The sequence below is a fragment of the Mitsuaria sp. BK037 genome, from assembly GCF_014193045.1.
GTDB lineage: Bacteria > Pseudomonadota > Gammaproteobacteria > Burkholderiales > Burkholderiaceae_C > Roseateles.
Genome location: NZ_JACHYS010000001.1, coordinates 1,095,064 through 1,114,863, shown reverse-complemented (window position 1 = coordinate 1,114,863; position 19,800 = coordinate 1,095,064). Strand labels below are relative to the sequence as shown.

Sequence of the window (19,800 nt, the reverse complement as noted above, 5' to 3'; positions counted from 1 at the left end):
TCAGCGCTCCTGGCGGTGACGGTCGACGCGCAGCCGGTACTGGAAGGCGTCGGCCCGGAAGTGGAGGTATTCGAAGTCGATCGGGCGTCCCTGCGCGTCGTGGGTGAGCCGCTCGATGCGCAGCACCGGCGCGCCTTCGCTCATGCCGAGCGCCTCGGCCAGCTCGGCGTCGGCGAGCGTCGCGTCGATCTTCATGTCGGCGTGGCCCAGCGGCAGCCCGCATTCGTTCTCGAGGATCAGGAAGATGTCGCGGGTGACCAGGTCGGCCTGGGCAAGCTTGCGACCGATCGCGGCCGGCACGTAGGTGAGCTCCAGCGACACCGGCGCACGGTCGAGCAGCCGCACGCGCCGGATCTCGGCCACCGGCGCGCCGTCCTCCAGGCCGAGGCGCCGGGCGACCTCGCGCTCGGCCGCGATGAAGCGCAGCCCGCGCAGCTGGTTGAGCACCTCATGGCCCTGGGCCGACATGGACTCGGCGAAGCCCATCAGGCTGCTGACGTTCTGGAAGGCCTTGGGCCGGGAGACGAAGCTGCCCTTGCCCTGCAGCGTGTAGATCAGCCCTTCGCGCTGCAGCGCACCCAGCGCCTGGCGCAGCGTGATGCGGCTGACGCCGAAGGCGGCGCCGAGTTCGCTCTCGGACGGCAGTTGGGACAGCGGCGCGTAGGTGCCGTCCAGGATCCGGGCGCGCAGGGTGTTCTTGACCTGCGCATGCAGGGGCGCGCTGGGCAGCGCGATGAGTTCGGCCGTGTTCGGTTTCATCCAGGTCCAACCTGTCATGACGAGTTGGCGCGAAGCCTAGGCAGGCGGACCGGTGGCGCGAACCAAGATTCCCGCATATCGATATCGGATCGCGCGAGGAGACGCAGGCCGCGGCGCATGGGCGCGCGTCGTTGGGCGCGAGCGGTCACGCCCGTCGATGGGCAAGCACGAAATCGGCATGTGGCTGGCGGGATTTCGCATTTGCCGGGGCGGGAGGCCGGCCAACATAGTCGCGCCCTGTCCTGTCACCACGCCTTGAATCACCGATGCACCCGTTGAGCGCGAAGGGCCGCGGCCCGGCCCCTGCGCATGCGCCGCACCAGGAAGAGATCCACCGCCCGTCCCGCGCTGTCGCATGGCTGCTGGGACTCGCGAGCCTGGCCGCCCACGGCCAGGAAGCGCCCGGCACGGTCCTGGCGTCGGACGACTTCCGCCACGGCACCGGCGCCTGGCGCATCGAGCGGCAGTCGCCCGACAGCCTCGTGCGCGCCGAGGACGGCGTGCTGGACCTGCAGGCGAGCGCCGGACTGACGCTCTGGTATCGCCAGCCCTTCAGCGGCGATTACGAAATCCAGCTCACCGCGACGCCGCTCAAGGCGTCGTTCCCGGGCCTGCCGGACCGGGTCTCCGACCTCAACCTGTTCTGGAACGCCACCACCGCCGAGGGCGGCGATCCCGGCGCGAGGCGAGCCGATGGCGCGCTCGCCAGCTACGACGCGCTGCGCCTCTACTACCTCGGCTTCGGCGCCAACGGCAACCGCAGCACCCGGCTGCGCCGCTATGACGGCAGCGCCGCCCGGCCGCAAGTCGCCGGCTACGCCGAACCGTCGCTGGCCACCGCCGACGACCAGCTCGGCGCGCCGCCCGCGTTCGCGCGCTTGAAGGACGGCGAGGCGGTGCGTCTGCGCATCCAGTCGCGCGCGTCGCCGGGCCAGGCGGCCGAGCTCCGTGTTCTCGCCGATGAGCAACTGGTGTTCGCGTGGACGGATCCCGCGCCGTACCGCCACGGCTGGCTCGCGCTGCGCACGACGGCCAGCCATCTGCGGATCAAGGACTTCCGCGTCCTGCGGCTCTGAACAGTCCTCCCGCCCGCGCCGTCGCGACGCCGCTTCCACGAATCCTTCGCGCCGTCGTGACAACGTTGTCGCCCCTCGTCTCATTCATCTCTTTCGTCTCTTTCCACAACAAGAACCCAGGTCCCTCATGTCGATTCCCGTTCCGTCCCTTTCGCGTCCTCCGCTCGTCGCGGCCCTGTGCGCCGCCGGCCTCCTGCTGGGCGCCCATGCGGCACAGGCCGCCGCGTCAAGCGACAACGTCAACACCAACGCCAACGCCACTGCCGGTGCGAATGCCAGCGCCAAGCTGAACACCACCGTCAACGACAGCAACACCGCCAGAGCCACGTCCAACGTCACCGAACTCGACGCGGTGCAGGTCACCGGCCGCGCGAAGAAGGAGCAGCATCCGCAGCGCCCGGCGTCGGCCGTCTCGCGCGTGCGCGGCGAGTCGCTGGCGGAGCTGCATGTCGAGGACATCCAGGACCTGCAGTACGTGGTGCCGGGCCTCTACATCCAAAGCACGGACTCGAACGACACGCAGCTCACGATCCGCGGCGTGGGCGACGGCGGCGGGCAGACCAGCGGCGACCAGAACATCGGCATGCCTAGCAGCGTCGCGACCTATGTCGACAACGTCTACTTCCCGCGGCCGGGCATCATCCGCTCGCTGACCGACATCGATTACGTCGACGTGTTCAAGGGCCCGAGCGGCACCGTGTTCGGCCAGAACGCGACCGGCGGCGCGATCGACATCCACACCAAGGGCCCCGCCTTCCAGCGCGAAGGCGCGGTCAGCGTCTCGTATGCGGAGCGCAACACGTCCAAGCTGACGGCGGCCCTGTCGGGACCGCTCAGCGACAGCGCCGCCTACCGCGTCACGGCGCTGTACGCGCACAGCGACGGCTCGGTGAAGAACCTCGCCGACGGCGGCCACCTCAACGGCTACGAGCGCAAGGGCCTGCGCGCGCAGGTGCTGCTGCGGCCCAGCGCCAGCTTCGAGCTGAAGCTGACCGCGGACTACGGCGCCGAATCGGCCACGCCAGCCCGCGTCTACAAGTCGGTGGCGGACAGCTTCCCGGCGACGGCGCGCAAGATCGGCGCGAGCTACGTGGCCGGCGGCCGCGAGACCATCGTCGACGACGTCACCACCACCGCCGCCGAGCAGGGCGGCGTGTCCGCCGAGGCCAACTGGAAGCTGGACGGCGGCTACAAGTTCCGCTCGGTCACGGCCTGGCGCCATTACCGCTATGTCCCGCAGTTCGCCGACGAGCTCAGCGTGCGCATCTACGCCAACAGCGGCACGGCGGTGGACGACTCGACCTTCACCCAGGACCTGCGCCTGGAGTCGCCGCGCGGCGAGTTCTTCGACTACGTCGTGGGCCTGAGCTACTTCCGCGACAACCAGGACACCGAGGCCCACACCCGCTACGCCAGCACGGACATCGTCAACACCTACGCGGGCAACGGCTTCAAGGGCCTGGACATCGTCCGCAACGGGCACCTGGAAGACGAGATGAGCTCGGCCTACGGCCGCGGCACCTTCCACCTGAGCGATCGGCTGGACCTGCAGCTCGGCGCGCGCGCCACCTACAACAATCGCGACGCGAGCTTCGTCCGGCTCAACCGCGCCGCCTTCGATTCCGGCGACCTGCGCGTGCACAAGGTGCTGCCGTCCGCGTCGGCCAGCCTGAAATTCCAGATCGACGACGACTGGAGCAGCTACCTGTCCTACGGCTACGGCCGCAAGGCCGGCGGGATCAATGTGTCCGCGGGCGCCGCCAAGAAGGCCGGCCTCGACACGCTGCTGCTCAAGCCCGAGACCACGCGCAACGTGGAGATCGGCGTGATCGGCGCGCTGGTGCCGGACCGGCTGACGCTGCAGGCCGACGTGTTCCGCACGCAGGTGAGCGACTTCCAGACGCAGGCCTATGACGATGCCAACGCCACCAGCTACCTGATGAACGCCGGCGACTACCGCAGCCAGGGCGTGGAAGTGGCGCTGCGGGCGCAGCCGCTGGAGCGGCTGGACGTGGTGCTGAGCGGCATCGTCAACGATGCACGCTACACGGATTACCGCCGCGCGCTGTGCCCGCCCGAGATCACCGCCACCTTCTGCGACCTCACCGGCCAGCGCGTGTTCAACGCGCCCAAGCAGGTGCTCGCGCTGTCGGCGCGCTACAACTGGTCGCAGGGCGACTTCAAGCCCTACGCCTCCGCGCGCTACACCTACCGCGGCTGGACCTACGGCTCGGTCGACAACGCCGCGTCCGCGCGCGTGCCGGGCTACGGCCTGGCGGCCTTCACGCTCGGCGTGAAGCGCCCCGGCGCCGGCGGCGACTGGGACGCGGCACTCTGGATCACGAACGCCTTCAACAAGCTGTACTACACCCGTCTGAATGGCGGCAGCACGGTGATCGGTTACGTCGGCGACCCGCGCACCGTCGGCATCACCCTCGGCTACGCCTTCCGCTGAGCCATGCCGATCAGCCGACGCCATCTGCTGCGGGGGCCTGCCCTGCTGGCGCTGTCCAGCGCCGCCGCGGCCGCGACAGCCGCCACCGCGGCAAGCACGCCAGCCGGTACCGGCGGGACTGCCCTGCCCGCCCCACCCCGCGCGCTCCCCCGGCCCCCGTCCGACGCGGGAGACCTCCCCTCTGCCCCGGCGGCACCGACGCCGCTGCCGCACGACCTCGACCCGCAAGCGCTGCGCTGGCTGGACGGCGCGGCGCCGACCGGGCATGCCGGCACGGACTGGGGCTGGCCATGGCCGCGCGGCGAGGTGCGGCGCGGCCAGGCCTTCGCGCTGCGGGACAGCGAGGGTCGGCTGCACGCGCTGCAAGGCTGGCCGCTGGCCTGGTGGCCTGACGGCTCGGTGAAGTGGTCCGGCCATGCGCTGCCGCCCGCCTTGACGCCGCCGGGCGAGGCCACCAAAGCCTGGCGCATCGTTGCGCTGCCACCCGGCAAGGCGGCGCCCTCGCCCATCACGCCGCTGCGCGTGGAAGAGACGGCCGATGCGGTGATCGTCGACACCGGCGTCATCCGCTGCACCGTGCCGCGGCGCGGCGCCACGCTGGTGGCCTCGATCACGCGCGGCGGCGTCGACCTCCTGCGCGAGCTGCGCCTGGTGGCCGATGCCGACGACGCGCCCGATGACGAAGGGCCGAGGCGCCGCACGCGGCGCAGCTGCGGCGAGGTGGAGACCGTCGACATCGAGCAGCGCGGGCCGCACCGCGCGGTGCTGCGCTTGCGCGGCCGCCATCGCGTGCTCCCGGACACTGCCACCGATACCGCAACGGCCACAGCCACCAGCACCACGGCCACCGGCTCCGCTGCCGATGCCGCCGCGCGCGCGTGGCTGCCCTTCGACCTGCGGCTCTACCTGTACGCCGGCGGCGACGCGCTGCGCATCATGCACAGCTGGGTCTTCGACGGCGATCCGCAGCGCGACTTCCCGCGCGGCCTCGGCCTCATCGCCGACGTGCCGCTGCGCGACCCGCTGCATGACCGTCACCTGCGTTTCGCCGGCGCGGCCGAGGGCCCGGACGCGGGCCTGTGGGCCGAGGCCGTGCGCGGCCTCACCGGGCTGCGCCGCGACCCCGGCGCCGAGGTCCGCGCCGCGCAGCTCGAGGGCCGCGCCTGCCCGCCCGACAGCACCTGGCAGCGGACGGTGCGCGAGCTCCAGGATCACATCCCCGCCTGGGGCGACTTCAGCCTCACCCAGCACTCGCCGGATGCCTTCCAGATCCGCAAGCGCACGCGGCCGGGCCACACCTGGATCCATGCCGCCGACGGCGCGCGCGCCGCCGGCCTGGGCTACGTGGGCGGCCCGGGCGGTGGCCTGGCCTTCGGACTGCGCGACTTCTGGCAGCGCCATCCGGCGCAGCTGGAGGTGCGCGGCGCCCACACCGACACGGCGCAGGTGCGGCTGTGGTGGCACAGCCCCGACGCGCCGGCGATGGACCTGCGGCCTTACCACGACGGCCTCGGGCAAGACACCTTCGAGCAGCAGCGCCAGGGCCTCGAGCTGACCTACGAGGACTACGAGCCGGGCTTCGACACCGCGGTGGGCGTCGGCCGCAGCCACGAGATCACGCTCTTCGCGCTGGCCGCGACGCCATCGCGCGAGCGCCTGCTGCAGCTGGCGCGGCTGGTGCAGACGCCGCCGCGGCTCGTGGCCGCGCCGCGCCGCTACCTCGACACGCAGGTCTTCGGCCCGCTGTGGTCGCTGCCCGACCGCGGCACGCCGGCCAAGGCCGCGATCGAGGACCGGCTCGACAGCCTCTTCGACTTCTACCGCCGCGAGGCGGAGCAACGTCGCTGGACCGGCTTCTGGGATCACGGCGACATCCGCCACACCTACGACGAGGACCGCCACGAGTGGCGCTACGACGTGGGCGGCTTCGCCTGGGACAACTCGGAGCTCTCGCCCGACCTGTGGCTCTGGTCCGCCTTCCTGCGCAGCGGGCGGGCGGACATCTTCCGCTTCGCGGAGGCGATGGTGCGCCACACCAGCGAGGTCGACACCTACCACCTCGGCCGCTTCCAGGGCCTGGGCACGCGGCACGGCGTGCTGCACTGGAGCGACAGCGCCAAGCAGCTGCGCATCAGCACCGCCGCCTACCGTCGCCACTACCACTACCTCACCGCCGACGAACGCATCGGCGACTTGCTGCACGCGCTGCGCGACGCGGACCGCACGCTGATCACGCTCGATCCGGGACGCAAGCTGGGCGCGCGGCCGAGCGGTGCCGGCGACGGGCTGCTCGGCGTCGGCACCGACTGGGGCGCGCTGCTGGCCAACTGGCTGACCGAGTGGGAACGCAGCGGCGACCCGCGCTGGCGCGACCGCATCCGACGCGGCATGCAGAGCGTCGCCGCGATGCCGCATGGCTTCTTCAGCGCCGCCACCGCGGGTTATGAACTCGAGACCGGCGCGCTGATCGATGTCTCGGGCGGGCGCGTCGGCGCGAGCCATCTGAGCGCGGTGTTCGGGCTGACGGAGATGGTGGCCGATCTCATCGCGCTGGTCGACGTGCCGGGCTTCGAGGACGCCTGGCTGCAGTACTGCGCGCTCTTCAACGCGCCGGTCGAGGAACAGCGCCGCGCGCTGGGCGCGCCGCACGGCGGGGCCCGGGCGCTGTACGTGGGGCACTCGCGCCTGACCGCCTACGCGGCGTGGCGCCGCCGCGATCCGGCCCTGGCGCAACGCGCCTGGCGCGAGTTCCTGAGCGATCCCCGCTCCGGGCCGCTGGCGACGCGGCGCGTCGATGGTCCCGCCGTGCTCCGCCCGGTGATCGAGGCGCCCGGCCTGAGCACCAACGACGCCGCGCAATGGGCGCTGGCGGCGATCCAGAACCTCGCCCTCATCGGCGATGCCCTTCCCGAGGCGTCTCCCTGAGGCGCTTTCCCGTCCCCGGCCGACGCCTCGACATCGCTCGGGCGGCCTTCATCCACGAGGAGCAAGCATGTTGAATCCCCGATCCTGGCGCGCCTGGCTGGCGCAGGCCGCCGTCGTCGCGAGCGCGCTCGCCCTGCCCCATGCGGCGATGGCCGCGTTCAGCCTCACCACCCGCTGGGACAGCGGCAGCGCGTCCAAGGTCCAGTACGAGGTGGACACCAACGCGGGCCTGGTCCTGCGCGTCATGGCCTATGACAACGGCGCCAGCACGCAGTCCGCGGGCGACATCTCCAGCCTCGTCTACAACGGCGTCCAGTACCAGGACCCGGCGCGCGGCTCCCAGCTCAACTCGGGCTTCGACGGGCTGTACAGCAATGTCTCGGCGGTGAGCGTCTCGGCGGAGATGCTGTCTGCCAGCGGCGCGTCGACGCCGGCCTCGACGGCGCAGAACGGCGCGCTCACCGGCGGGGCCTACATCAAGATCACGGTCACCAGCAACAGCGGCAAGGGCGGGCTGCTCAAGCACTACTACCTGATCAAGGCGGGCGAGCCCCGCGTCTACATGGCCACCTATTTCACCGAGGAGCCCGACACGCTGAACATGGTGCGCTACATCGTGCGCGTGCCCATCGGCGCGCTGTCCAGCGGCCCGCCGGCGGGCGTGCCCGGTGGGCAGACCAGCGCGGGCACCTGGCCGCAGGACCTGCGCGGCACCGACACCACGGTGGAGTCGGGCGACGTGTTCGGCTTCTCCGCGAGCAGCGCCTTCGCGGGGCAGACGCGCTCCAAGCACTACGCCAACCAGCGGCTCAAGGACTGGCAGTACTTCGGCGGCCGCAACAGCGCCGGCACCGTCGGCTTGTGGCTCTACCGCGATGGCCAGGAGGGCGGCTCGGGCGGGCCGTTCTATCGCAGCCTGCTCAACCAGATCACAACCACGACCAACGAGCTGACCTATATCGTCAACTACAGCGAGGGCCAGACCGAGCCCTTCCGGCTCGGCGTGCTCAACGCCTACACGCTGATCTTCACCGACGGCAGCGCCCCGGCCGCGCCCGACACCAGCTGGTTCTCCGTGGCGGGCCTGCAGGGCTACGTGCCGCCGTCCGGTCGCGGCGGCATCGCCGGCGTGGCCTTGACCGGCACCGTCGCGGGCAACGCCTACACCGTCGGCTTCGCCAACGACCAGGCGCAGTACTGGGCCTCGGCCGACCTGGCCAACCGCGGCTTCTTCAAGTCCACCGGCATGCTGCCCGGCGCCTACACGCTGACCGTCTACAAGAACGAACTGGCGGTCTACAGCACCGGCGTGCAGGTCACCGCGGGCACCACCGCCTCGCTGAACACCATCGCCATCGACGGCGATCCGGAGGCAACGCCCGCCCTCTGGCGCATCGGCCGCTGGGACGGCGCGCCCACCGAGCTGCGCAACGGCGCCCAGGTCACGACGATGCACCCGTCCGACGTGCGCCTGGCCAGTTGGTCGCCAGGCGCCTTCACCGTGGGCAGTTCGGCCGACACGGCCTTCCCGGCGTATCTCTGGCGCGACGTGAACAGCGGCCAGGTCGTGCGCTTCACCCTGACCAGCGCCCAGGTCAAGGACGCGACGCTGCGCATCGGCATCACGACGGCCAGGGCCAACGGCCGGCCGTCGATCAGCGTCAACACCTGGAGTTCGGACACGCCGGCGGCCTCGACGCAGCCCACGACGCGCACGCTCACGGTCGGGACCTATCGCGGCAACAACACCACCTACCGCTTCGCGATTCCCGCGAGCGCGCTGGTCGTCGGCACCAACACGCTGACGATCAACGTCGCCGGCGGCGGCTCGGCCACCGGCTACCTGAGCCCGTCGTTCGCGGTCGACGCGATCGATTTCGCCCAATGAGCGCGGAGCCTCGCGGGCCAAGCCGCCGCGCACTGCTGGCGCTGGCGGCGGGGCTGGGAGCGGCGTCGTGGCGCGCGGGCCGGGCGGACGCGTCGGCCGGTTTCGCCGCGACACCGGCCGCCGGGCCCGCGCCGATGGATCGTGGCAGGACCCTGTTCATCGTCGGCGACTCCACCGTGCGGAGCGCCGGACGCCATGGCCAATGGGGCTGGGGCGAACGGCTCGCGCCGTGGTTCGACCCCCGCAAGGTGACGGTGGCCAATCACGCGATGGCCGGCCGCAGCAGCCGCAGCTTCCTGCGCGAAGGACGCTGGGCCGAGGTGCGCTCGCTGCTGAAGCCGGGCGACGCGGTGCTGATCCAGTTCGGCCACAACGACCTCGGCCGCGTCGGCGATCCCGCCGCCAAGCAGCGCGGCGTGCTGCCGGGGATCGGCGACGAGACCGTGGAGGAAGCGCTGTCCGACGGCGGCGTCGAGCCGGTCCGCAGCTTCGGCGCCTATCTGACGGCGTACCTGCGCGACGCGCGGGCCGCCGGCGCGGTGCCCGTCGTCGTCTCCCCGGTGCCGCACCGGGATCACTGGCGGGATGACGTGGACTTCGCCGACATCGGCGCCTGGGGCCGGGAGGTGGCGCGGCGCGAGGGCGGGTGGTTCATCGACCTGACGGGGGCCGTCACCGAGGCCTACCGCGCGCTCGGCCGGGCCGAGGTGGACCGGCTCTTCGCCGACGCCAACACCCACACCAACGAGGCGGGCGCGACGCTCAACGCCGAATGCGTCGCGCGCTTGCTGGGCGCCCTGCCGGACGCGGCGGGCGTGCCCCGGCCGCGGGCGCGGCCGCGCGCGTAGTCCGAGGCCGACGGTCGCGGCGTTCAGGTGCGCATGGTCTCCCCCTCGCACCACTGACACGCTTCTTTGCATGTGGCTGGTTCGCCGTTTGCCAAGGAGGCCGCCAGTCTTGTCACAATTCCCCCTTTCGATCTCGACCCGACCCTCGACCGGCCACCGCTCACCGCCGGCCTCCGCGCGCCTTCGCGCCGGGTGCCGTCCCGCGATCACCCTTCGTTGACCTCATGAACCAAGACCTCTCCATCATTTCCCTGATCGCCCATGCCAGCCTGACGGTGCAGTTGGTGATCGCCGCGCTGCTGCTGGTGTCGCTCGCGAGCTGGAGCGTGATCTTCAGCAAGCTGATCGCGCTGGGACGCGTCAAGGCGCGCAACGAGGGCTTCGAGCAGGAGTTCTGGTCCGGCAAGAACCTCAACGACCTCTACACCAGCGTGTCCAACCGCCCGGACGGCGCGCCGCTGGAGCGCATCTTCGCCTCGGGCATGCGCGAATTCCTGAAGCTGCGCGAGAAGCGCGTCGTCGATTCCGGCGCGCTGCTGGACGGCGCCCGTCGCGCCATGCGCGCCAGCTTCCAGCGTGAGCTCGACGCGATGGAGTCGCACCTGTCCTTCCTGGCGTCGGTAGGCTCGGTCTCGCCCTACGTGGGCCTGTTCGGCACCATCTGGGGGATCATGCACGCCTTCGTGGGGCTGTCCAACCTGACCCAGGTCACGCTGGCCACCGTCGCCCCGGGCATCGCCGAGGCGCTGGTCGCCACCGCCATCGGCCTGTTCGCCGCCATCCCGGCGGTGCTGGCCTACAACCGCTTCGCCCGCCAGATCGACCGCAACGCCATCACGCTGGAGACCTTCATCGAGGAGTTCTCCAACATCCTGCAGCGCAACGCCGGCCAGCCGGCGCCGGCCGCGCAGCGCTGATCCGGAGGAACGGCCATGCCCGCGATGTCCTCCCGCGGCGGCTCGCGCCGCCGCACGATGAACGAGATCAACATGGTCCCCTTCATCGACGTCATGCTGGTGCTGCTGATCATCTTCATGGTCAGCGCGCCCCTCATCACCACCGGCGTCGTCGACCTGCCCAGCGTCGGCACCGCCAAGACCCAGCCGCAGCACGTGATCCAGGTGATCGTGGGCACCGACGAGCAGCTCAAGATCAAGCTCGACGGCGACCAGGATCCGTCGCCGGTGCCGCTCAAGGCGCTGGCCGCGCGCGTCCGGGACGCGCAGAAGGGCGACGCGGCCACGCCGGTCGTGATCTCCGCCGACCGCAACGTGAAGTACGAGGCCGTCGTCAAGACGATGGACGTGCTGCAGCGCGCGGGCATCCAGCGGGTCGGGCTGGCCGTGAAGAACGGCGCCCCGGCCGATCGCTGAGATCGGGAAGCGGCCCCAGACGATGAGCAACGCGATGGACATCGCCTCCCGATTCCACCCCGAACGCGATCCGCTGCGTCCTCCGCCGGCGCCGGGCCTGGGCCGCGGCTTCAGCTTCGCGGTCGTCGCGCACGTGCTGCTGGTGGTGGCGCTGAGCTTCGGCGTGAGCTGGCGCTCGACGCCGGTGCCGGCGCTCGAGGCGGAGCTGTGGTCGGCCGTGCCCCAGGCCGCCGCGCCCAAGGAACAGCTGCCGACCGACCCTCAACCCGAGCCGCCCAAGCCGCAGCCCGAGTCGCCGAAGCCGCAGCAGCCCACGCCCCAGGAGGTCCAGGCGCAGCGCGACGCGGACATCGCGATCGCCAAGGCCAGGGAGCGCAAGCAGAAGGAAGAGCAGGAGCAGCGCGAGGCCGAGGAAAAGCGCAAACAGGACCAGCGCCGCAAGGACGAGGCCGAGCAGAAGGAGCGCGACCGCAAGGCCAAGGAAGAGCAGGCGAAGAAGGACGAGGCCAAGGAGAAGGCCGACAAGGCCAAGACCGAGAAGGCCCGCAAGGACGCGGAAGCCCGCGCCGAGGCGCAGCGCCAGGAGAACCTGCGGCGCATCCAGGGCATGGCCGGCGCCAGCGGCGGACCGACCTCGACCGGCACGGCGCTGAAGAGCTCCGGCCCGTCGGCCAACTACGCGGGCCGGATCAAGGCCCGCGTGCGGCCCAACATCATCTACGCCGACCCGGGCGGTCCGTCCAACCCCGAGGCCGAGGTCGAGGTCCGCGCCGGCCCGGACGGCACGATCGTGGCGCGCAAGATCGTCAAGTCCAGCGGCCTGCCCGACTTCGACGGCGCGGTGCTGCGCGCGCTCGACAAGACGGAGAAGCTGCCGACGGACACCGACGGCACCGTGCCGCGGGTGATGATCATCACCTTCCGACCCCGCGAGTGAACCGCAGGGGGAACGCGACGCCATAGGCGTCGGCGCCCCCGCCCTGCTCGACCGTCTCGACCCGCGCCATCCAGCCGCGCGTCATCGCCACCGGCAGCCAGGCGCTGAAGTCGAAGGCGGCGCCGGCCAGCTGGAGCGCGCACTCGAGGTCATGACCGGCCAGGAGCGCCTCGAACCAGCGCAGCGCGGCGGCGTCGATCGCCATCGCGCGGCCCTGCCAGCCGTCGCGCCAGACGACCACCGCCTCGCGCGCGCCGATGCCGAAGCTCTCCGTCGGCAGCTCGAGCAGCCCGCGCAGCAAGGGCGCGTGGCAGCGATGCAGCGCCACATGGTCCGCCAGCACCAGCCGCACCGCCGCGGCGGGCAGTCGTCCCAGCAGCACCAGCGAGCCCGGATCCCGCCCCGGCTCCGGCAGGCGCTCGACCTGATGCAGGTTCCATTCGAGGCGCGCCAGCGCGGTCCACAGCGGGGGCAGCCCGACCGCCTCGGCCTCGGCGAGCAGGCCGATGAGCGCCTCGCCCCAGGTGCCGAGGTCGCCCTGGACCGGCGGATGACGGCGCCAGCAGGTCCAGGCCAGCGAGGCGAAGCTGCCTGCCTGGTGGGCCTCCATGCGCTCGCGCAGGCGCGGATAGACCCCGGCCAGCACGCGCTCGGCGCGGATGCCGGCCTGGACGCGATACAGCCGCAGCGCCTGGGCCAGGCCGCCCGGGAGCGCCGGCAGCGCATGCAGGCCGGCCGGCGCCAGGGCCAGCGCCTCGCCCTCGGAGGCCGCGAGCAGGGTGTCGGCCAGCCGGCCCTGGCGTTCGATCAGCTTGCGCTGCCCGTTCTGTTCGTCGCTCTCATGCCGCGTCATCGTCGGACTCCTGGAACTGGATGGGGTAGCTGTCCCGGCCGCGCCGGTCCTGCCGGGGTGGCGGCGGCGCGATCACCTCGCGGTCGAAGGCCTGCTGCTCGCGGCGCGCCCGCGCGACCTCCTCCGTCAGCGTCGCCAGCGGCGGCGCCGGGCGACCGCGGTCGATCACCGTCGGGCGGGCGCCGATGCGGCCCAGCGCGTAGCGGTAGAGCGACCAGACGTCCTCGCCGACCGGATCGCCCTGCCCGCCGAAGGCCACGCCCTGCGCCCGCGCATGGCCGGCCAGGTGGTACTGGCCCACGACGGCCGGATCGATCTCGTCCAGCCAGGCGATGCCGGCCCGCACGATCGCCTCGTCCCGATGACCGCGGTTGATCGCAGTGACGACCACGCTGTCCAGGTTGACCAGCACCCCGCAACCGGTGCGCCGCGCCAGCGCATTGAAGAACGCGGGCTCGCTCAGCGTGTCCTCGTCCCACGCGAGGCAGGCCGCGATCGGCTCGATCAGGATCTGCCGCCCCAGCGCTTCCTGCGCGGTGTCGACATGGTCGGCCAGCAGCGACAGGCTGCGTTCGCTGAAGGGGATCGGCAGCCGCGCATGCAGGTGGATGGGCGCTCCGGGTCGATGCACGCGGTTGAAGCAGGCGTATTCGGACACCGCGCCCGGCCGCACCGCGTCGACCAGCTCCCTCACCTGCCGCAGGTGGCCGCCGTCGATGCCGACCGCCGAGCCCAGCCCCAGACCCGCGCCGTGCAGGCTCACCGGGAACCGGCGCGCGGCGTCTAGCAGCAGCTGGCGGGCGGCGCCGCCGGGCGACAGGAAGTCCTCGGTGAGGACCTCGAGGAAATCGATGCCGGGCGCGCCGCGGACCATCACCTCCTGGTAATGAGGCTGCCGCCACGCGACGCCCACGGCGACCGGCCACAAGGGGGCGCCGGACCTCACGATGCCGCCTTCGCGCCGCCACGGCCCTCGGCGCCGATGGACCCGGGGCCGATCCCGCTCGTCACGCGGGCCGGTGCTGCGGGGAGGTATTGCCAGTCGCTCGGCAGTTGACCGATCGCCGCCTCGACTGACAGATCTTCATGATTGTTCTGACTTGCCTTGATGAGGCCATACCACCTCTTGGTGTCGCGACCGTCAGGCGCATGGGCCGAGGTGCCCGCCGCCAGCGCGGCCGTCAGCGCGGCGAGGATGATGTGGCGTGTGGTCATGAACAACTCCGATGGGACGGGGCCTGGCCCCGCGAGGGTGGATGGATCGGCGCGTCGCCGGATCTCGTCGATCCGCCGGCCACGCGCCGGGGCCCTCAGTTGTCGACCTCTCCCGCGCGTTTGGCGTCGGGTCGGAGTTCATTGACAAGGATCAAGCGCATTGACGCCCTCGCCCCACGCCGACGACACGCTGCGACACGCCGTCCGCGCCCGTCGCCGACGGCCTCAGCCCAGCGCGGCCATCCCCGCCTGGTGCCAGGCCTGCCACGCGGTATAGAGCGCCGTGACCCACAGCAGCAGCCCCACGCCGCGCAGCAGCAGGCGCTGGCGCCGCAGCCCGGCGGCGTCGGCGGTGCCGAGCCGGCGACGCCCGCCCGCGGCCAGCCAGGCCAGCCCGCCGTAGACGCCGATCTGCGTCGCGGCGGTGACGATGCCGATCGCGCCAAGCTGCAGGGCCAGCTCGCCGCGCTCGGGATGCACGAACTGCGGCAGCACCGCCAGGCTGAAGAGGTAGGCCTTGGGATTGAGCAGGTTGGTCAGCATCGCGCCGAAGAAGGCCGAGTGCGCGCGCGGCCCGTCCGCCGGCCGCGCCTGTGTGGCGCTGGGTTCGGCGCGCATCAGGCCCCAGCCCAGCCAGCCGAGGTAGATCGCGCCCGCGATCAGCATGATCGTGAACGCGCCGGGCAGCGTCTGCAGCAGCAGGGCTAGGCCCATCGCGCCCATCGCAAGGTGGCAGAACGCCCCCGCGACGACGCCGCCCAGCGCCGCCAGGCCCGCGCGCAGCCCACCCGTCAGGCTGTGCCCGACGACGAAGGCCATGTCCATGCCCGGGATCAGCACGATGCCGAGCACCAGGGCGAAGTAGAGCGTCAGGTCGGCGGGATTCATTCGAGGGTCTCCTGGTTGGAGGGCGGCTGTGACGCCCAGGCTGCGCACGAGGCGCGAATGGCACGCAGCCTAGGGCCGATATAGGACGGATCCAGCCCTATATCGAACGCAGGCACCGTAGACTCGCTGGCATGTCGCTCCCCGCCTCCCGGATCCTGGCCCTGCTCGAACTGCTGCAGTCGCGCGGGCAGCTCGACGGCGCCGCCATCGCCGCCGAACTGCAGGTCGAGCGCCGCACCGTGCGGCGCTACATCGTGGCGCTGGAGGCGCTGGGCATCCCCGTCGACCGCGAGCGGGGCCGCTTCGGCGGCTACCGCCTGGCGACCGGCTTCCGCTTGCCGCCGCTGATGTTCAGCGAGGACGAGGCGCTGGCCCTGGGCCTGGGACTGCTCGCCGCGCGGCAACTGGGACTGGCCGACACCGCGCCGGCGGTCGCCAGCGCGCAGGCCAAGCTCGAACGCGTGCTGCCCGCGGCGCTCAAGCAGCGCCAGCGCGGCATCGCCGAGCGCGTGGCCCTCGACCTGCAGCCGGCCGTGCCCGCGAACCCCGCGGCGCTGTCGACGCTGGGCGCGGCGGCCCTGGCCCAGCAGCGCGTGGCGATGCGCTACCGCGACATGCAAGGCCGGCTCAGCGAGCGGCCGTTCGATCCCTATGGACTGGGCTACCGCGGCGGGCGCTGGTATGCGGTGGGCCATTGCGGGCTGCGGCGGGCGCTGCGCTCGTTCCGGCTGGACCGGATCGAATCGGCCGATCCGCTGCCGCAGAGCTTCGGCCGCCCGGAAGGCTTCGACGTGCTCGCGCACCTGAACGCCTCGCTGGTCGAGATGCCACGCGCCCATGCGGTGCGGGCGCTGGTCCAGGCGCCGCTGGAGGCGCTCACGCGCCAGCCGCTGGCCGCGATCAGCAGCCTGGAGCAGCAGGAGGACGGCGTGCTGCTGCGCTGCCAGGCGGATGAACTGCCCTGGATGGCGCTGTCATTCGCCGCCCTGCCCTTTCCGTTCCGCATCCTGGAGCCCGATGCGCTCGCGCGCGAGATCGCATCGCATGCGAGGCAACTCCTGACCCTTGCCGGCCAGGCGCCGGCTGCCGACTGAGCCAGCCGCTCAGTCGAGCTGGCCACCGCCGAGGCGGGCTTCCTCGGCCGTCACGGCCAGTTCGAGGGCCAGGCGCGTGGCCGCGACCAGCGTCGGCAGGGGCAGGCTGGGCGCGCCGGGATGGCGCGCCGCCTGCTCGGGCAGGTAGGGAATGTGCATGAAGCCGCTGCGAACAGGGCGTTCCTTCACCAGATGCTGCAGCCCGTAGAACAGGTGATTGCAGACGAAGGTGCCGGCGGTCTGCGACACCGACGCCGGAAATCCCGCTTCCCGCAGCCCCGCCACGATCGCCTTGATCGGCAGCGTCGAGAAGTAGGCAGCGGGCCCGCCCGGGACGACCGGTTCGTCGATGGGCTGGGCGCCGGCGTTGTCGGGGATGCGGGCGTCGTCGACGTTGATGGCCACCCGCTCCAGCGACAGGTCGCAGCGCCCGCCGGCCTGGCCGATCGCCAGCACCACCGACGGCTTCACCCGCGCCAGCGCCTCGTCCAGCCGCGTCAGCGCCTCGCCGAAGACGCAAGGCAACTGGACCGCCACCACGCGCGCGCCGCCGATCACCTCACCGTTGAGCGCCCGGACCAGTTCCCAGGAGGGGTTGATGGTCTCGCCGCCGAACGGCTCGAACCCGGTCACCAGCAGGTTGTTCATGGTCGGCGAGTCTAGCCGGGCGGACGGCTGGGGCCAGCGACGAGCCAGGCCGGATAGGCAGGCACGCCACCTGCTTATCCGAGTAGTGGGCCCACCACAAACGAGTTACTCTCCCGCCCTATATCTGCCTAGACACAGAACTCCGCGGAGACCGCCTGATGACCGACCCGTCCGTGCCGCTGCAATGGCCTCAAGCCCAGCCGTCCGCCTCGCCGGCGGCTGAGGCGGCACCGCTGTTCGAGTGGCCGACGCCTCCCTTCGCCGCCTATCCCCGGCCGCGCACCCAGCGCGAGCCGCAGGCCTGCGAGATCCTCGGCCTGAACGGCAGCCGCACCGTCGGCAAGGTGATCCTGATGGTGCCGGGCGAACGCCTGGCGCAAGTCGTGGTGCCGCCGGCGCGCAACGCGATGCCGCTGAAGTTCTCGCAGTTCAAGGCGCTCAAGCTGCTGCACGCGATCGAGGTTCCACCGCGCGATCCGGCCACCGCCAACGACCCGCTGTCGCTGGACCAGCGCCCGCGCAGCGAGTTCAAGCTGGTCTACCAGGGCGGCGAGGAGCAGAAGGGCACGACCATCGGCCACCACGAGACCGACCTCGGCCTGTTCCTGTTCCCGCCGGTCAGCGACACCAGCGACTGGGTGCGCTGCATGTTCGTGCCGCGCGAGGTGCTGGTCAGCTTCGAGGTCGGCGAGCGCATCGGCGACCTGCTGGTGCGCCAGCAGGTGGCGACGCAGGAACAGGTCGATGCCGCCGCCGGCGAGCAGCGCGACCTGCGCGACCGCCGCGTCGGCGACATCCTGGTGGCGCAGCACATCGTCTCGGCCGAGCAGCTGATGCTCGCGATCGAGCAGCAGGCCAAAATGCCGATGGTGCGCATCGGCGAAGCGCTGCTCGCGTTGGACCTGGTCACGCAGGCGCAACTCGACGAGGCGCTGGCGCAACAGAAGCAGGACCGCTCGGTGCCGCTGGGCGAGCTGCTGGTGCGCAAGGGCATCGTCACGCGCGCGCAGCTGCAATCGGCGCTGGCCCGCAAGATGGGCTATCCGCTGGTGGACGCGGACAACTTCGCGATCGAGCCGGACGCGGTGCGCAAGCTGCCGTTCTCGGTGGCCAAGCGGCTGGAGGTGCTGCCGCTGGTGCTGCGCGACGGCCGCCTGATCGTCGCGATGGAAGACCCGACGCGGCGCGACTGCATCGACGAGGTCGAGTTCATCACCCAGCTCAAGGTCGTGCCGGCGCTCGCGCGGCTGGGCTCGCTGCAGTTCGCGATCCCGACCTCCTACGAACGCTTCGGCGGCCAGCCGGTCGCCAACCGCGACGGCGGTCTGCCGCCGCTGACGATGGACTTCGAGCTCGACAGCTCCGACAAGCTGATCGAGACGCTGGAGCGCGAAGGCCAGGAGCAGGTCGCCCGCGAGGCCGCGCGCGAGGAGGAGAAGGACCGCCAGATCGAGCAGAGCGACAACTCGCTGGTCCGGCTGATCAACACCATGATCATCGACGCGCACAACCAGAACGTGTCGGACATCCACATCGAGACCTATCCGGGCAAGGAGAAGGTCAAAATCCGCTTCCGCAAGGACGGCGTGCTGCAGCCCCACCTGGAACTGCCGCACACCTACCGCAGCGCGATGATCGCGCGCATCAAGATCATGTGCGACCTCGACATCTCCGAGCGTCGCAAGCCGCAGGACGGCAAGATCAACTTCGCCAAGTTCTCGGAGCGCCACAAGATCGAATTGCGCGTGGCCACGATCCCGACCAACAACGGGCTCGAGGACGTGGTGATGCGGATCCTGGCCTCGGCCAAGCCGATCCCGATGGAGAAGCTGGGCTTCTCGGAACACAACCTGCGCGAGCTCAAGGCGGCGTCGGAGCGGCCCTACGGCATGGTGCTGTGCGTGGGCCCGACGGGCTCGGGCAAGACGACGACGCTGCACTCGGTGCTGGCCAACATCAACACGCCGGAGCGCAAAATCTGGACGGCCGAGGATCCGGTCGAAATCACGCAGGCGGGGCTGAGGCAGGTGCAGGTCAATCCGAAGATCGACTGGACCTTCGCGAAGGCGCTGCGCGCCTTCCTGCGCGCGGACCCGGACGTGATCATGGTCGGCGAGATCCGCGACGAGGAAACCGCCGAGATCGCGGTCGAGGCCTCGCTGACCGGCCACCTGGTGCTGTCCACGCTGCATACCAACAGCGCGCCGGAAACCGTCACGCGCCTGCTGGACATGGGCATGGACCCGTTCAACTTCGCCGACTCGCTGCTCGCGGTGCTGGCCCAGCGGCTGGTGCGCCGCATCTGCCCGGCCTGCCGCAAGTCCGAGCCGATGCCCGAGGCGACGCTCAACGAGCTGCTCGACGACTACCTGCATGTGTTCTCGGCCGAGAACCGGCCGGCGCGTGAGTCGGTGCTGGCCGAGTGGAAAGGCCAGTTCGGCCAGCCCAACCTGCTGCATTACCACTCGCCCGGGTGCGACAAGTGCGACCACACCGGCTTCAAGGGCCGCGCGGGGCTGCATGAGTTGCTGACCGTCTCGCGGCCGATCCGTCGGTTGATCCAGACCGGTGGGCGGGCGGAGGAGCTGATGCACCTGGCCATGGCCGAGGGCATGCGGACACTGCGTCAGGATGGCATCGCGAAGGTGCTGCAGGGGGTCACGACGCTCGGTGAGGTGCGGTCGACCAGCAACCAGTAGAAGACGCCTGCAACGGCCCGGGCGTTGGCCGCGATGGCATGGGGCTGTCGGACCGTTGGTCCTCCAGCGCTCTCCCGCGTCGCTCAGTCCACCGGACTGAGCTCGGTCGGGTTCGCCCTTGGCGGCAAGCGCCAAAACCTCA

Annotated in this window: 16 protein-coding genes; 10 read left to right on the top strand and 6 right to left on the bottom strand. The window is 71.4% G+C overall.

The window, feature by feature from the left end; genetic code table 11:
• Positions 1-759, bottom strand: a complete 759-nt coding sequence (locus FHT37_RS04865) for a GntR family transcriptional regulator (RefSeq protein WP_147242119.1) — start codon at positions 757-759, stop codon at positions 1-3.
• A gap of 266 nt (positions 760-1,025) precedes the next feature.
• Between FHT37_RS04865 and FHT37_RS04860 the strand changes: the two genes are divergently transcribed.
• From FHT37_RS04860 to tolA, 8 genes are all read left to right on the top strand, one after another.
• Positions 1,026-1,835, top strand: coding sequence for a DUF6250 domain-containing protein (locus tag FHT37_RS04860; protein WP_183479184.1), 810 nt, complete (start codon positions 1,026-1,028; stop codon positions 1,833-1,835).
• Between the two features lie 127 nt (positions 1,836-1,962).
• The gene (locus tag FHT37_RS04855; protein WP_183479182.1) at positions 1,963-4,290 is read left to right on the top strand and encodes a TonB-dependent receptor; all 2,328 of its coding nucleotides are present in this window, start codon (positions 1,963-1,965) and stop codon (positions 4,288-4,290) included.
• 3 nt (positions 4,291-4,293) lie between these two features.
• Complete coding sequence (locus FHT37_RS04850) at positions 4,294-7,215, top strand: Tat pathway signal sequence domain protein (RefSeq protein WP_255489489.1); 2,922 nt, start codon at positions 4,294-4,296, stop codon at positions 7,213-7,215.
• 67 nt (positions 7,216-7,282) lie between these two features.
• Positions 7,283-9,103, top strand: a complete 1,821-nt coding sequence (locus tag FHT37_RS04845; RefSeq protein ID WP_183479180.1) for a rhamnogalacturonan lyase B N-terminal domain-containing protein — start codon at positions 7,283-7,285, stop codon at positions 9,101-9,103.
• Positions 9,100-9,951: a GDSL-type esterase/lipase family protein gene (locus tag FHT37_RS04840; RefSeq protein ID WP_183479178.1), complete on the top strand. Its 852-nt coding sequence runs from the start codon at positions 9,100-9,102 to the stop codon at positions 9,949-9,951. The genes FHT37_RS04845 and FHT37_RS04840 overlap by 4 nt, the downstream gene beginning before the upstream one ends.
• Positions 9,952-10,175: 224 nt before the next feature.
• Positions 10,176-10,868 carry a protein TolQ gene (gene tolQ, locus FHT37_RS04835; RefSeq protein ID WP_183479176.1) on the top strand — a complete coding sequence of 231 codons (693 nt, stop codon included), beginning with the start codon at positions 10,176-10,178 and terminating at the stop codon, positions 10,866-10,868.
• Between the two features lie 15 nt (positions 10,869-10,883).
• Positions 10,884-11,324 (top strand): protein TolR, encoded by a 441-nt coding sequence (gene tolR / locus FHT37_RS04830; RefSeq protein ID WP_183479174.1) that lies wholly within the window; start codon positions 10,884-10,886, stop codon positions 11,322-11,324.
• A 34-nt stretch (positions 11,325-11,358) separates the two neighbouring features.
• On the top strand, positions 11,359-12,261 hold the full coding sequence (gene tolA, locus FHT37_RS04825) for a cell envelope integrity protein TolA (RefSeq protein WP_183479172.1): 903 nt from the start codon (positions 11,359-11,361) through the stop codon (positions 12,259-12,261).
• On the opposite strand, the gene FHT37_RS04820 is transcribed toward tolA, so the two are convergent.
• The 4 genes from FHT37_RS04820 to FHT37_RS04805 form a co-directional block, all read right to left on the bottom strand.
• Positions 12,239-13,114 carry a hypothetical protein gene (locus tag FHT37_RS04820; protein ID WP_183479170.1) on the bottom strand — a complete coding sequence of 292 codons (876 nt, stop codon included), beginning with the start codon at positions 13,112-13,114 and terminating at the stop codon, positions 12,239-12,241. The two genes, tolA and FHT37_RS04820, sit on opposite strands and share 23 nt — an antisense overlap.
• A complete protein-coding gene (locus tag FHT37_RS04815) occupies positions 13,101-14,060 on the bottom strand; it encodes a DUF692 domain-containing protein (RefSeq protein ID WP_183479168.1) in 960 nt (319 codons plus the stop codon). The genes FHT37_RS04820 and FHT37_RS04815 overlap by 14 nt, the downstream gene beginning before the upstream one ends.
• Positions 14,057-14,329 (bottom strand): hypothetical protein, encoded by a 273-nt coding sequence (locus FHT37_RS04810; RefSeq protein ID WP_091724357.1) that lies wholly within the window; start codon positions 14,327-14,329, stop codon positions 14,057-14,059. The genes FHT37_RS04815 and FHT37_RS04810 overlap by 4 nt, the downstream gene beginning before the upstream one ends.
• 225 nt (positions 14,330-14,554) lie before the next feature.
• Positions 14,555-15,217 carry a LysE family translocator gene (locus FHT37_RS04805; RefSeq protein WP_183479166.1) on the bottom strand — a complete coding sequence of 221 codons (663 nt, stop codon included), beginning with the start codon at positions 15,215-15,217 and terminating at the stop codon, positions 14,555-14,557.
• A 131-nt stretch (positions 15,218-15,348) separates the two neighbouring features.
• Here FHT37_RS04805 and FHT37_RS04800 point away from each other — a divergent pair, with 131 nt between their 5' ends.
• Positions 15,349-16,311 (top strand): YafY family protein, encoded by a 963-nt coding sequence (locus FHT37_RS04800; protein WP_183479164.1) that lies wholly within the window; start codon positions 15,349-15,351, stop codon positions 16,309-16,311.
• Between the two features lie 9 nt (positions 16,312-16,320).
• Here the strand turns inward: FHT37_RS04800 and pcp are convergent, their stop codons facing one another.
• On the bottom strand, positions 16,321-16,959 hold the full coding sequence (pcp, locus tag FHT37_RS04795) for a pyroglutamyl-peptidase I (RefSeq protein WP_183479162.1): 639 nt from the start codon (positions 16,957-16,959) through the stop codon (positions 16,321-16,323).
• 158 nt (positions 16,960-17,117) lie between these two features.
• On the opposite strand from pcp, the gene FHT37_RS04790 reads away from it, so the two are divergent.
• Entirely contained in the window at positions 17,118-19,658 is a 2,541-nt protein-coding gene (locus FHT37_RS04790) for a GspE/PulE family protein (RefSeq protein ID WP_183479160.1), read from the top strand.
• The last annotated feature ends 142 nt before the right edge of the window (positions 19,659-19,800 follow it).